At 76.6% G+C, this 13,557-nt stretch carries 10 protein-coding genes; 7 read left to right on the top strand and 3 right to left on the bottom strand.

The features are described 5' to 3' along the window. Positions 1-10: 10 nt before the first annotated feature. The 3 genes from ABT238_RS09470 to ABT238_RS09460 form a co-directional block, all read right to left on the bottom strand. Positions 11-1,402 (bottom strand): trypsin-like serine peptidase, encoded by a 1,392-nt coding sequence (locus ABT238_RS09470; RefSeq protein WP_350756355.1) that lies wholly within the window; start codon positions 1,400-1,402, stop codon positions 11-13. Between the two features lie 150 nt (positions 1,403-1,552). Continuing rightward, entirely contained in the window at positions 1,553-1,777 is a 225-nt protein-coding gene (locus ABT238_RS09465) for a mycothiol transferase (RefSeq protein ID WP_350756353.1), read from the bottom strand. Between the two features lie 172 nt (positions 1,778-1,949). Then, positions 1,950-2,525, bottom strand: a complete 576-nt coding sequence (locus ABT238_RS09460) for a nucleosidase (protein ID WP_350567254.1) — start codon at positions 2,523-2,525, stop codon at positions 1,950-1,952. 329 nt (positions 2,526-2,854) lie between these two features. On the opposite strand from ABT238_RS09460, the gene ABT238_RS09455 reads away from it, so the two are divergent. The 7 genes from ABT238_RS09455 to ABT238_RS09425 all read left to right on the top strand — a co-directional run bounded on the left by ABT238_RS09455 (position 2,855) and on the right by ABT238_RS09425 (position 13,552). After that, positions 2,855-4,234 (top strand): GlnX family signal transduction membrane protein, encoded by a 1,380-nt coding sequence (locus tag ABT238_RS09455; RefSeq protein WP_350756351.1) that lies wholly within the window; start codon positions 2,855-2,857, stop codon positions 4,232-4,234. Positions 4,235-4,250: 16 nt separating this feature from the next. Beyond that, entirely contained in the window at positions 4,251-5,255 is a 1,005-nt protein-coding gene (locus ABT238_RS09450; protein WP_350567250.1) for a glutamate ABC transporter substrate-binding protein, read from the top strand. A gap of 115 nt (positions 5,256-5,370) precedes the next feature. Continuing rightward, complete coding sequence (locus ABT238_RS09445; RefSeq protein WP_350756349.1) at positions 5,371-6,786, top strand: hypothetical protein; 1,416 nt, start codon at positions 5,371-5,373, stop codon at positions 6,784-6,786. After that, the gene (locus ABT238_RS09440) at positions 6,786-9,410 is read left to right on the top strand and encodes a serine/threonine-protein kinase (protein WP_350756347.1); all 2,625 of its coding nucleotides are present in this window, start codon (positions 6,786-6,788) and stop codon (positions 9,408-9,410) included. Before ABT238_RS09445 ends, ABT238_RS09440 begins: the two co-directional genes overlap by 1 nt. Before the next feature lie 3 nt (positions 9,411-9,413). Next, entirely contained in the window at positions 9,414-10,760 is a 1,347-nt protein-coding gene (locus ABT238_RS09435) for a PP2C family protein-serine/threonine phosphatase (protein ID WP_350567241.1), read from the top strand. A gap of 151 nt (positions 10,761-10,911) precedes the next feature. Further along, positions 10,912-12,267 (top strand): vWA domain-containing protein, encoded by a 1,356-nt coding sequence (locus ABT238_RS09430; protein WP_350567238.1) that lies wholly within the window; start codon positions 10,912-10,914, stop codon positions 12,265-12,267. A 139-nt stretch (positions 12,268-12,406) separates the two neighbouring features. Then, positions 12,407-13,552 carry an FHA domain-containing protein gene (locus ABT238_RS09425; RefSeq protein WP_350567235.1) on the top strand — a complete coding sequence of 382 codons (1,146 nt, stop codon included), beginning with the start codon at positions 12,407-12,409 and terminating at the stop codon, positions 13,550-13,552. Positions 13,553-13,557 lie beyond the last annotated feature (5 nt).

Here is a 13,557-nt window from a genome sequence, read left to right as displayed (position 1 = left end):
CGGAGGGCGGTCAGCCCTTCCTGGAGATGAAGTCGTACGCGCCGGCCGCGACGTCGTCCAGGTACGGTCCGGCCTGGAACTTCGGGTCACCGGTGTGCTTGCCGACCGAGACGTTGCTGACCAGCGCCGGCTTGCCGTCCTTCACCGCCAGCCAGCCGCCGCCGCTGGAACCGCCGGTCATGGTGCAGCCGATGGTGAGCATCGGCGGGCGGGCGGGGTCGTACGACAGCCGGGTCGGCCTGCCGCTCTCGCAGCGGTTCAGCTCCATGCCGTCGAACGGCGGGGCGGCCGGGTAGCCGTACTCGGTGACGCTCAGCTGGTCGCGCGGGGCGTTGAACCAGACCGGCAGCGCGCCGCCGACCGTCTCCTCCAGCGACTTGGCGCCGTCGGCGGGCTGCACCCGGATGACCGCGAAGTCGTAGTGGGTGGCCGGGGAGCCGCCGTCGCCGCCCTCGGCCTTCCACTGCGGGGAGGTGACCGCCTGGGTGGCGCTCCAGACGCCGAACGGCGCGTACTGGGCCTCCTCGGCCCGCTTGCCGCCGCTCAGCGCGCCGGTGCTGTTGAAGGCCGGGATGAAGGAGATGTTGCTGTAGTACTTTCCGCCCTTGCCCTGGTGGACGCAGTGGCCGGCGGTCCACACCAGGTTGCTCCTACCGGGGTGGGCCGGGTCGGCGACGACGGTGGCGGAGCACTGGTAGTGGTTCAGGCCCGCGGCGGCGTCGGCACCGCTGCCCGGCTCGTCGGCGAACAGCTTCCCGTGCACACCGGGCTTGGTGTACGGGTGCGGGAGGGGCTGGGCGTTGACGGTCCTGGGCAGCGGGTCGTTGCCGTTGTCGGCGGGCTGCGCGGGCTGGGCCGGGGCCTGCGACGGCTGGGACGGCTGCGCGGGCTGGGCGGGCGGCTGGGCCGGGGCCTGCGAGGCCGGCTGCTGCGTGCCGGACGGCTTCGGCGCCGCGGGCGGCGGCGTCGGGTGGCCCGGCTGGGTCGGCTGGCCCGCCGGCGGCTTGCCGGTCGGGGCGGTCGTCGGCGCGGTCGGCGCACCGGGCTGGGTCGGCCCGCCGGGCTGCGCCGGCGGCTGGGTGGGCTGCCCGGGCGCGGCCGTGGGCGGCGCGGGCGGCGCGATCGGCTCCCTGGGCTTGGCCTTGAGCAGCTTGTCCAGCGTCCAGAAACCCTTGGCGGCGGCCGGGAGGGCGTAGTCCTTCGCCCACTTCTCCCAGTCCTCGAACTTCCACTTCTTCAGATCGTCGAGGTTGGCCGGCAATCCGAGGTTCGACCCGGCGGCGGCGCCCGCCGCCGCGGTCACCGCGGAGTCGGCCGAGCTGTTGTCGGGCCCGCAGGCCGCGGTGCCGAGCAGGGTCAGCGCGAGCGCCGAGGCCCCGAGGGCCGTCCTGGCGGTGCGCACGGTGCGACGGCGGCCAACATTTCTGTCAGACGATGACATGAACTTCTGTTCCCCCTGTATGAAAAACACCCGGTGCCGCCGGAGCGGCACCGGGTACTGCGCGGGGGAGTATTCCACCGATCGTCGGCGGGCCGTCAAACCCGCCTCCCGTCAGCGGCCGACCGAACCGTCCAGCTGCTCCCGGAGGATGTCGGCGTGGCCGGCGTGCCGGCCGGTCTCCTCGATCAGGTGCACCAGCAGCCAACGCATCGACGGCGCTTCGGCGTTGGGACGCAGCGAGCGCACGCCGGGGCGGTCGAGCCGGCCGGCCGCCGAGGCGATCGCCTCGTCGGCGCGGGCGGTCGCCGCCCGGTACGCGGCGGCCGACTCCGCCACCGTCTCCTCGCCCGGTGAGGGCGCGTCGTCGCCCCACGGCCCGGCGCCGTCCCCCCGGGTAGGCCCAGAGGAACCAGTTGAGCTCGACGGCGGTGAGGGGCCCGCTCGCGGCGGTGGCGTCATCGGCCACACCGCCACCCTCATCAGCCCCGCCGGGCGACCTGACGCTCCGTCACCAGCCCTGTGCGTGCAGCCAGTCGGCGAGGTGGCGGGCGCAGTCGTCGACGGTCTCCCGCCAGGTGTGGCCGGCGCCGTCGCCCGCCTCGTCGCTGACGTGCTTGACCAGCCGCACCGGCAGGCCGGCCCGGTGGGCGACGGTGGCGACCGCGTAGCCCTCCATGTCGACGAGGTCGGCGTGCTCGGCGAGGCGGTCGCGGGCGGCCGGGTCGGAGACGAAGAGGTCGCCGGTGGCCAGCACCGGGCCGTCGCCCTTGCCGACGACCAGCGGGGCGCCGTAGACGCGGCCGGTCAGGGCCTGGAGGGTCGGGGTGTCGAGGTCGTGCTGGATCACCTGGGTCACCGTGTGGGTACCCTCCCAGCCGGGGCGCAGGGCGCCGGCGGTCCCGAGGTTGACGACCTCGGAGGGGTGCGGGCCCCCGGCGAGGACGGTGGCCAGCGCGGCGGCGGCGTTGACCTTGCCGATGCCGGTGAGCAGCACCGGCAGGTGGTCGCCGAGGTGGGCGGCCTCCTCCCGGACGGCGACGACGAGCAGCGGTCGGTCGGCGGAGATCGTTCCCAGAAGACGCATGCCGCCATCGTACGGAGCGGCCGGCCGTCGCACCGGCGCACGAACCGCCCGTGCCGGGGCACCCGGGCGGGAAAACGGACTCCCGCCCTCCGTGGCGCCCGGGGAACCGCGTAGGGTGCGGTCCGCGTCGACCCGTTCGCCGCCCGGCCCGCGCCCCGCGACGGCCCGGACCGGGGGACCGCCCGCCGGGTGCGGCGTCGGGACGCACAGCTCAAGATCCGCGCAACTCGGGTGTGGCCGCCGGAAGTGACGGCCATACTGCTGGCAACGGCCGGGCCCCGGAGACGGGGGGCGGGCCCTTGGGGAGGGGGAGGCTGGTGGCGACACCGGTGCGTATCGAGAGGCCGGGCCCGCCCGCGCCGCGATCCCGCGGCACGGGGGCGGTGGAGCCGCGGCGCGGCCCGGTCGCCCGGCTGGGGCGGGCCACGCGGACGGCGCCGGGGCGGCTGCGGCTGGCCGGGGCGCTGCTCGCGGTGCTGACCCTCGCGTTCGGCGCGCTGACGGCCGTCCAGCTGAACGCCCGCGCAGCGGCGGCCGAGCGGGTGGTCCGCTCCAGCCAGCCGCTCAGCCAGGCCGCCGCCGACATCAGCCGTTCGCTGGCCGACGCGGACGCCACCGCCGCGACCGGCTTCCTGCTGGCGGGCGCCGAGCCGCGGACGGTCCGGGCGCGCTACGAGGAGGACCTGCGGTACGCCTCCCAGCTGATCTCGGAGGCGGCGGGCCGCACCGACTCCTCCTCGTCCCTGCACGAGCTGATCTCCTCGCTCAACCAGCAGGTGCCGGTGTACGCCGGGCTGGTGGAGACCGCCCGGGCCAACAACCGGCAGGGCTACCCGCTCGGCGGCGCCTACCAGCGGTACGCCTCCGAGCAGATGCGCACCGTCCTGCTGCCGACCGCCGCCCGGCTGTCGGCCGCCCAGGACGAGGTGCTGGCCGACGACCTGGCGGACGCCCGGTCCACCCCGTGGGCCGGGTACGCGCTGGGGGTGGTGGCGCTGCTGGCGCTGGCCTGGGTGCAGCTGACGCTGTTCCGCCGCACCAACCGGGTGTTCAACATCGGGCTGCTGGCCGCCACCGCGACCGTCCTGGCGGCGGTGCTCTGGCTGACCGTGAGCGCGACCGGCGCCGGCTCGGCGCTCCAGCGCGGCGAGCGCGACGGGGCCGCGCCGCTGCGGGCGCTCAACGCCGCCCGGGTGGACGTGCTGACCGCCCGGCTGGCGGAGAACCTGCACTACGTCTCGCGCGGCTCCAGCACCGCCTACGCCAAGCTGTGGTCGACGACCACCGACCACCTGTACGCCACCGACCCGCAGCGCGGCGGGCCGGCCGGCACCCTGGCCCAGGCCCAGGCCCTGGCCCCGGCGGACGCCCGGGCCACGGTCGACCAGGCGCTGCGCGACTACCAGCAGTGGAACGAACGGCACACCGCGGCCACCGCGCTGGAGAACCAGGGCGACTACCAGGCCGCGCTGGACGCCACCGTGACGGCCGAGGAGGCGAACGCGCCGCGGACGGCCGACGCCGCGTTCAGCGCCGCCGACCGGCAGCTGGCGCACGCCGCCCTGCTGGAGGAGGGCCGGTTCCGGGACGAGGCGCTGGGCGTCGACGGGGACCTGCGCACCGCCGCCGCGGGGGTCGCGGCCCTGGGCCTGGCGGCCGCCGCCGCGGCCCTGGGCGGCCTCGGCCGGCGACTGGCCGAGTACCGGTAGAAGGGGGACGAACGGGATGGGCACGACCACGGAGCGGGGACGGGGCCGCGGCACGGCGCTGCGGGCGGCCCGGACGGCGGCGGCGCTGGCGCTGCTGGCCACCGGCGCGCTGGCGCTCGGCGCGGGAGGACCGCGGCAGGGCGGCGCGGCCGGCGCGCCGGAGCCGCTGCCGCGGGTACCGGTGGCGGCGCAGCAGGACCAGCAGGACCAGGACGCGCAGTCCGGTCGGGCGGACGGCTGCGACCTCTACCGGAGCGTCCCGCCGAGCACCGAGGACGGGCCGGCGGTGAAGGCCATCAAGGCCCGCCGCAGCCTGGTCGTCGGCATCGACCTGAACAGCTACCGGTGGGGCGCGCGCAACCCCAACTCCGGTCGGCTGGAGGGCTTCGACATCGACCTCGCGCGGGCGATCGGCACCGCGATCATGGGCGACCCGGAGAAGGTGGTGTTCAAGGCGGTGCCGACCGCCGACCGGATCAAGTTCATCAAGGAGGGCCGGGTCGACATCATCGTGCGCACCATGTCGATCACCTGCGAGCGGCTGCAGGAGATCGCCTTCTCCCGGCCGTACTTCACCACGAGCCAGCGGGTCCTGGTGCCCAGGACCTCACCGGCGAAGAGCCTCGACGAGGCGCTGAACGGCACCACCGCCTGCGCGGCGACCGGCTCCTCCGCCCTGGAGGAGCTGAAGACCCGTCCGCTCAAGCAGCTCGTGCCGGTGGAGAACAACCTGGACTGCCTGGTGCTGATGCAGTTGGGCAAGGTCGACGCGACGATGACCGACGACGGCCTGGCGGCCGGCCAGGCGGCGCAGGACCAGACCGTCAAGGTGCTGGACGGCGAGGTGCGGCCGGGCGTGATGGGCGTCGCGATGCTCAAGGACAGCACCGACCTGACGGCCCGGGTGAACCAGGTGATCAACGACTACTACGCCAAGGGCGCCTGGCGCGGCGCGTACGACACCTGGCTCAAGCCGTACCTGCTGGACGACGCCGACCGGCACTGGCCGACGGCGCGGTGACGGCCGCACGGGCGGGGGCGGCCGGGGCAGGCGTTAGGGTCGGTGCGGCGGGCCCCGGGGCCGGGAACGGTCCCCGGGGACACGGAACGGAGCAGGTGGAGGAGGGGAGAGGGCGATGGCCGCTTCGGCCGGCCCGGTGCTGAGCCGGGAGGAGGTGGACCGCGCGCTGGCGCGCCTCGGCGCGGAACGCGACGCGGTCGAGTCGGCGCTGCTCTCGCTCCAGGACCACCCGGGCCTGCGCCTGCTCGACGGCGCCGACCTGACCGGGCGGACCCAGGAGCGCTGGTCCGTCGTCGGGCAGGGCCTGCCGCTGCTCTGGGCGCTGTTCGACCGCTACTCCGAGGCGCTCGCCTCGGCCCGCGCGGTACGGGCCCGCAGGGCCAGGCCGGGCGGCCCCGAACTCGCCGAGCTCAGCGAGCTGCTGACCGGTGACGCGGTCACCGTGCCCGGCGGCGCGCCGGACGGCCCGCAGCGCCTGGGCGCGCCCGCCCGGCTGGTCGAGCGGGTCAGCCTGGACGGGCTGATGGACCGGATGAACGCCTGGTACGCCACCGTCCTGGAGGTGGTCTCGGCGGCCGACGCGGTCTGGTCGGCGCTGCCCGCCCGGATCGACCTGCTGATCGCCGAACTGCGCCGGGTGCAGACCCTGGCGGCCTCGCTCGGCGTGCGCGCCGGCACCCATCCGCTCGGCGACGACCTGGACGCTCTGGACGCCGACCTGGGCGGGCTGCGGACCGAGGTGCGCGGCGACCCGCTGGCACTGTGGCGCCCGGCCCGCGTCCCCGCGCAGCGCGGCACGGTGCCGGACGGCGGGGCGTCGGCCACGCCGTCCGGGGTGGTGGACACCGAGCGCTTCGACCTGGCCGGGCGGGCGCTGGACGGCGTCCGGCTGGAGCTGGAGAACCTGCTGCGGCTGCGCGACGACGCCGAGGAGCGCCTGCAGGGCGTCGGGGACCTGCTGCAGCGGGCCGACGCCACGCTGGCCGAGGCCCGCCGGGCGCGCGGCGAGGTACTGGCGAAGATCGCCGCCACCGAGGTGCCGGCCGTCCCCGGCCCGGCCTCGGCGCTGCGCGAACGGATCGTGGTGGCGCTGGAGCTGCGGCAGAGCGGGCAGTGGTACCGGCTGGCGCCGCTGCTGGACGCGCTGGAGGAGGCGGCGGCCAAGGAGCTGGCCCGGGCCCGGCAGTCGCTGACCGAGGTCACCCAGCCGCTGGCCGTCCGGGCCGAGCTGCGCGGGCGCCTGGACGCGTACAAGGCGATGGCGGCCCGGCTGCGGGTGGCCGAGGACCCGGAAGTGGTGGAGCGCTACGAGAAGGCGCGCTGGCTGCTGTGGAGCGCGCCGTGCGACCTGCGGGCGGCGGCCGGCGCGGTGGCCCGGTTCCAGCAGGCGCTGCGCCCGGCGCCGGGCGGGGCCGGGGCCGACGGCACCGGGCCGGCGCAGGACGGAACGGAACAGGGCGGGGCGTGGGCCGGCGGGGAGCCGGCCGACGGACGGGCTGCCGAGGGACTGGACCAGGGGGGCCGAGGGTGATGGGCGAGACGTGCGTGCGGCCGGAGTGCGGCGGCGGCGGGACGATCGACGCGGACGGCTACTGCGACGAGTGCGGGCTCGCGCCGCAGGGCACCTCCTCGGTGCGGACCGCCACCGGGCCGGTGCCCGCGGCGGCGGCCCCGGCCGCGGCGGGCGATCCCTGCCCGCGCGACTGCGCCGGGACGATCGACGCCGACGGCTACTGCGACGAGTGCGGGCTCACCCCGCCCGAGGTGCCGGCCCCGCGCTCCGCGAGGTCCGGCTCCGCGAGGTCCGGCACGGCGACGTCCGGTTCCGCGGCGCACACGTCCACCGTGGAGATCGTCTTCGACCCGGACACCGGCTCGCCGCGCAGCGCCTCCTCGCGCTCGCTGTCCGGCCGCTCCCGCTCGCACCGCTCGACCCGCACCGGCAGCGGCCGCTCGGTCTCGGTGCGCAGCAGCCGCGGCAGCGCCACCGCCAACCGGCACCGGCTCGGCGCTGGCCTGGTGACGGTGCCCACCGTCCCGACCGCCGACCCGGCGCAGGCGGTGCTGGCCGACCCGGAGGTGCCGGAGCGCAAGCGCTACTGCTCCAAGTGCGACGCCCCGGTGGGCCGGGGCCGGGGCGGCACGCCCGGCCGCCCGGACGGCTTCTGCACCAAGTGCGGCACCCCGTACTCGTTCACCCCCAAGCTGCGCCGCGGCGACCTGGTCGGCGGGCAGTACGAGGTGGTGGGCTGCCTGGCGCACGGCGGGCTCGGCTGGATCTACCTGGCGGTGGACCGGCGGGTCAACGACAAGTGGGTGGTGCTCAAGGGCCTGCTGGACACCGGGGACGAGGACGCGCTGGCGGTGGCCGTCGCCGAGCGCCGGTTCCTGGCCGAGGTGGACCACCCGAGCATCGTGCGCATCATCAACTTCGCCGAGCACCCGGACCTGCGGACCGGCGCCACCGACGGCTACATCGTGATGGAGTACGTCGGCGGCAAGTCGCTCAAGGACATCGCCAACGGGCGCCGCACCCCCGACGGCCGGCGCGACCCGCTGCCGGTCGAGCAGGCGATCGCCTACGCGCTGGAGGCGCTGCCCGCGCTGGGCTACCTGCACCAGCGCGGCCTGATCTACTGCGACTTCAAGATCGACAACGTGATCCAGAGCGGCGACACCCTCAAGATCATCGACATGGGCGCCGTCCGCCGCTTCGACGACGACGGCCCGATCTACGGCACCATCGGCTACCAGGCGCCGGAGATCGCCACCGACGGCCCCTCCCCCGCCTCCGACCTCTACACGGTGGCCCGCACCCTCGCCGTCCTCAGCTTCGACTTCCAGGGCTACTCCACCACCTACCGGGACACCCTGCCCGGCCCGGAGTCCGTCCCGGCCTTCGCCGCCTACGAGTCCTACTACCGGCTACTGGTGCGCGCCACCGACCCCGACCCGGCCCGCCGGTTCGCCTCCGCCGAGGAGATGGCCGACCAGCTCACCGGCGTGCTGCGCGAGGTGCTGGCCCTCCAGGACGGCCGGGCCCGGCCCGCGCCCTCCACCCTCTTCGGGCCCGAACTGCGCGTCGTCGACACCGCGTTGGTGGCGCCCACGGTGCGGCCCGGCGAACTGCGGCTGACCGCCGTCGACCCGGCCGCCGCCGCGCTCGCGCTGCCCGTCCCCCGGGTCGACCCGGGCGACCCGAACGCCGGCTTCCTCGCCACCCTGCTGGCCACCGACCCGCAGGAGGCGCTGGCCGCGCTGGACGGAGCCCCCACCGACTCGGTCGAGCGCCGGCTGCGGGCGCTGCGCGCACTGCTCGAACTCGGCCGCGGACGGCAGGCCGCCGAGGCGCTCGCGGCGCTGGAACAGGACCACCCGGAGGACTGGCGGGTGGTCTGGTACCGGGGCCTGGCCTCGCTGGTCGCCGCCGGCGACCAGGAGACCGCCGGCGACCCGGCCGCCACCGGCCCCGACGCCGCGTCCGCCGATCCGCAGGGCGGGGCTCCGGGCCCGCGCGAGCAGGCGCTGCGCGCCGCCGCCGAGGCCTTCGACGCCGTCTACGACGCCTTCCCCGGCGAGGCCGCCCCCAAGCTGGCCCTCGGCGTCTGCGCCGAACTCCTCGGCGACGGCGGCGACGCGGCCGAGTTCTACCGTCTGGTGTGGAGCACCGACCAGAGCTACCTGAGCGCCGCCTTCGGGCTGGCCCGGGTCCGGCTCGCCGGGAACGACCGGGCCGGCGCGGTCGCCGTCCTGGAGACCGTCCCGGCCACCTCCAGCCAGTACACCGCCGCCCGGATCGCCGCCGTCCGGGCCCGGCTGCGCGAGCGGCCCGCCACCGACCCGCTCGGCGCCGACCTCGGCGCGAGCTCCGAGCAGCTGACCGCGCTGCGCCTGGACGACCGCCGCCGCGAGGAACTCGCCGTCGAGGTGCTCGGCGCGGCGCTCGGCTGGGTGACCGCGGGGTCGCCCGGCGGAACCGGCCCCGGCCGGACGGGCGGCGAGGTCAGCGTGCTGGGACGGCCCGCGGTGGAAAGGGAACTGCGGTTCGCCCTGGAGCAGTCCTACCGGGTACTCGCCCGGTTGGCCGACCGGGCCGAGACCAGGATCGAGATGGTGGAACGGGCCAACCGGGCCCGTCCCAGGACGTGGGTGTAAGAGATGCCGCAGCAGACCGTGTGCCACAGCTGTGCCGAGCCGATGGACCCGGAGGACGTCTACTGCGGCTCCTGCGGGGCGAGCCGGGACGGCCGCCCGGGCCCCGGCGCCATGCCGGCCGGCTGGTCCGCCGCCCGGGCGGCGGCCGGCGGCGAGGACCATCCGCCGACCCTGCCGAACCGGCCCACCGTCCCCGCCCAGGGCACGCCGAGCGCGGCCGCGTGCGCGCACTGCGGGCTCCACCAGGTGACCCCCGACGGCTACTGCGAGGCCTGCGGCGGCGCCCAGCCGCGCCCGCGCGACCACATGGAGAAGGCGCTGGCCGGGGTCGCCGGGGTCAGCGACCGCGGCCTGCGCCACCACCGCAACGAGGACTCCTTCACCGTCGCCGCCACCTCGCTGCCCGGCGGCGAGCCGGTCGTGGTGGCCGTGGTCTGCGACGGCGTCTCCTCCTCCGACCGGCCCGACGAGGCCTCCGAGACCGCCGTCGACTCCGCCTCCGAGTCGCTGCTCAGCTCGCTGGAGGCGGGCACCGACCCGACCGCGGCGATGCGCCGGGCGATCGCCGACGCGGCCGACGCGGTGGCCGCGCTCGCCACCGACGGCACCCGGCCGAGCCGGCCCGACGTCAACGCGCCCGCCTGCACCTACGTCAGCGCCATCGCGGCGGGCGGCCGGATCACCATCGGCTGGGTCGGCGACACCCGCGCCTACTGGATCCCGGACGACCGGGTCGCCGCCGAGCCGTTCCGGCTCACCCAGGACGACTCCTGGGCCGCCCGGATGGTCGAGGCCGGGCTGATGGGCGAGGCCGAGGCGTACGCGGACCCGCGCGCCCACGCCATCACCGGCTGGCTCGGTGCGGACGCCGAGGAGGTCGTGCCGCACACCCTGGACTTCACCCCGCACGTCCCCGGGGTGCTGCTGATCTGCACCGACGGGCTGTGGAACTACGCGGAGGCCGCCACCGACCTCGCCTACTACGTCCGGCCGGACGCCCGCGCCGAACCGCTGGCCGCCGCGCAGGCCCTGGTGAAGTTCGCGGTCGCGGCCGGCGGCCACGACAACATCACCGTCGCCGTGCTGCCGATCGACCCGCCCCCGGCGGCGGAACCCGAGGAGGACGCCCGGACCGCCACCGCGCTCGACCTGCCGGTGGTCACCGCGGACGCGTCCGCCGGGGCCGAGGAGGAGGAGTACGAGCCGACCCTGCCGGACATCCCGGTGATCGGCTCAGCCGCCGCCCCGCTGCCCCCGGCGCCCCCGCTGCCGCCCACGCCTCCGGTCCCGCCGACGCCCGCCGCCCCGCCGGCCGTCCCGCCCCGCCCGACGGTGCCCCCGGCCCGCTGACCCGTCCGCCCCGCCAGGGCCCGCGCCGTCCCGGGCGCGGGCCCCGCCCCGCTCCGTCCCGCACGCCCCGCGCCCGCCCCCGGGCGGCCGTCCGACCACCGAGCACAGCTGCCCCCGCACCAACCGACCACCCGACGGGAGCCACCGGCCCATGGCAACACTGGCGAAGCCGAACCTGCCCAGGTTCGACGTGGAGATCTTCCAGAACGAGTACCTCGCGGACGGCGCCCGCGAGGTGAACGCCATCGTCACCGTGACCGCGACGGGCGGCGGCACCTCCGGCGGCCGGCCGCTCGGCGTCACCGACGCCGCGACGGGCCGCGACGGGCAGTCCGCCGCCGTGGTGATCCTGGTGGACTGCTCGGGATCGATGGACTACCCGTCGAGCAAGCTGCGCGGCGCCCGCGAGGCCACCGCCGCCGCCATCGACACCGTGCGCGACGGCGTCGCCTTCGCCGTGGTCGCCGGCACCCACGAGGCCCGCGAGGTCTTCCCCGGCGACGGCACCCTCGCCGTCGCCTCGGAGCAGACCCGCGCCCGGGCCAAGGAGTCGCTGCGCCGGCTCACCGCGGCCGGCGGCACCGCCATGGGCAGCTGGCTCACCAAGGCCGACCAGCTCTTCCTCACCCGCCCCGACATCCCGATCCGGCACGCCATCCTGCTGACCGACGGCAACAACGAGCACGAGACGGCCGCCGAGCTGGAGCGCGCGATCGGCCGGGTCACCGGCCACTTCACCGCCGACTGCCGGGGCGTGGGCACCGACTGGAAGGTGGAGGAGCTGCGCCGGATCTCCTCCGCGCTGCTCGGCACCGTCGACATCGTCCCCGAGCCGTCCGGCCTGGCCGAGGACTTCCGCGCGATGATGGCCGGCGCGATGGGCAAGCAGGTCGCCGACGTCGCGCTGCGGATCTGGACGCCCGCCAACGCGGTGGTCCGGTTCGTCAAGCAGGTCGCCCCCGCGCTGGAGGACCTCACCGCCCGCCGCTCCGAGGCCGGGCCGCGGGCCGGCGACTACCCGACCGGCTCGTGGGGCGACGAGAGCCGCGACTACCACGTCTGCGTGGAGGTCCCGGCCGCGGCCGTCGGCAACGAGATGCTGGCCGCCCGGATCAGCCTGGTCCTGCCGCCCTCGGTCGCCGGGGGGACGCCCGAGGTGCTGTCGCAGGGCCTGGTCAAGGCGGTCTGGACGGACGACCTCGCCTCCTCCACCCGGATCAGCCCGCAGGTCGCCCACTACACCGGCCAGGCGGAGCTCGCCGCGGCCGTCCGGGAGGGCATGGAGGCGCACCGCGCCGGGGACGTCCACCGGGCCACCGCCAGGCTCGGGGCCGCCGTGCGGATCGCGCACGCGACCGGCAACGAGGGCACCTTCCGGCTGCTGCAGAAGGTGGTGGACGTGGTGGACCCGAAGGAGGGTACCGTTCGGTTCCGTAAGAACGTGAGCGAGGCCGACTCGATGATCGTCGAGACCCGGTCGACCAAGACCGTCCGTGTGAAGAAGTGACCGCCGAAGCGCCGACCGGGCCGCGAACCGGCCGGGCTCAGCCCCGGCCGGGCTGGAATTGAGGGGGGACCTGATGCCGATCTGCCCGAGGGGCCATGAGTCGCAGGCCGAGGACTGGTGCGACTTCTGCGGTTTTCCGATGACACCGCCGCAGCCGCTGCCGCCACCGCCCGGCACGCTGCCCGGCGCGCCCGGGAACCCGGGGGCGCACGGCGCGCACGGCGCTCCGTACGGTGCCACGCTCCCGCCGGGCGCGATGCCGCCGCCCCCGCCGGCGGCCCCGCAGGGCTTCCCGGACCTCACCGAGGGCCTGGCGGTCTGCCCGATCTGCCGCAGCCCGCAGACCGGGCGGTTCTGCGAGGAGTGCGGCTACGACTACGACCTCTCGGCGCCGCAGCGCGCCCCGCAGCCGTTCCCGGCCGCACCCGCGCCGCCGCCCGGGCCCGCCCCGCTGAACATCCCGGCCGCGTACGGCGGCGGCCCCGAGGCCCAGGGCGCGCCGCACCCCGGCCAGTACCCCGGCCCGGGTCAGCACCCCGGCCCCGGCCAGCACCCGGGCCACCCGGGCGAGGCCCCGTCGGCGCCCGCGCAGCCCGCGCCGCCCGCCGGCTACGGCTACCCGCCGCCGGCGCACGCGCAGCAGCCCGCCGCACCGGTCCCGGCCCCCGTGCCGAACTACACGCAGCAGCCCCCCGCGCCGCTCCCCGGGCACGCGGACCCGTACGCCGACGGCCCGCACGGGGCGCCCCGGACCCGCGAGGACTCCGGCCCGGTCTACGCCCAGCCCGGCCCCGCCCGCCGCGGCGACGAGTTCGGCACCTCGTTCCACCTGGCCCCGCCGGTGCCGCCGCAGGGCCAGCCCGCCGAGCCGGTGCGGACCACCTGGTTCGCGGTGATCGCGGCCGACCGCGCGTACTTCACCGACATGATGGCCCGCAGCGGCCCGGAGGCGTCCGGCCTGTTCTTCCCGCCGTACTGCCCCGAGCGGCGGATCCCGCTGTCCGGGCGGGGCCAGCTGCGGATCGGCCGGCGCAGCCAGCACCGCGGCACGGTGCCGGAGATCGACCTGTCGGTCGCGCCGGAGGACCCGGGCGCCTCGCACCAGCACGCCCTGCTGGCGGAGCAGCCGGACGGCAGCTGGGTGCTGGTCGACCAGGACTCCACCAACGGCACCACGGTGAACGGCGGTGCGGAGGCGATCGCCCCGCACACCGCGATCCCGCTGAACGACGGCGACCGGATCCACATCGGCGCCTGGACCACCATCACGGTGCACCGAGCCTGACCCAC

This window comes from Kitasatospora sp. NPDC001527 (genome assembly GCF_040298605.1).
Lineage (GTDB): Bacteria > Actinomycetota > Actinomycetes > Streptomycetales > Streptomycetaceae > Kitasatospora.
Note: the sequence above shows the minus strand (reverse complement) of the source record. Positions and strands in the feature narration are given on the sequence as shown.

Bases quoted from the DNA above. Each gene is read 5' to 3' on its own strand.
- ABT238_RS09450 (WP_350567250.1), top strand. From the start codon at position 4,251: ATGGGCACGACCACGGAGCGGGGACGGGGCCGCGGCACGGCGCTGCGG.
- ABT238_RS09445 (WP_350756349.1), top strand. From the start codon at position 5,371: ATGGCCGCTTCGGCCGGCCCGGTGCTGAGCCGGGAGGAGGTGGACCGC.
- ABT238_RS09430 (WP_350567238.1), top strand. From the start codon at position 10,912: ATGGCAACACTGGCGAAGCCGAACCTGCCCAGGTTCGACGTGGAGATC.
- ABT238_RS09435 (WP_350567241.1), top strand. From the start codon at position 9,414: ATGCCGCAGCAGACCGTGTGCCACAGCTGTGCCGAGCCGATGGACCCG.
- ABT238_RS09440 (WP_350756347.1), top strand. From the start codon at position 6,786: ATGGGCGAGACGTGCGTGCGGCCGGAGTGCGGCGGCGGCGGGACGATC.
- ABT238_RS09425 (WP_350567235.1), top strand. From the start codon at position 12,407: ATGACACCGCCGCAGCCGCTGCCGCCACCGCCCGGCACGCTGCCCGGC.
- ABT238_RS09460 (WP_350567254.1), bottom strand. From the start codon at position 2,525: ATGCGTCTTCTGGGAACGATCTCCGCCGACCGACCGCTGCTCGTCGTC.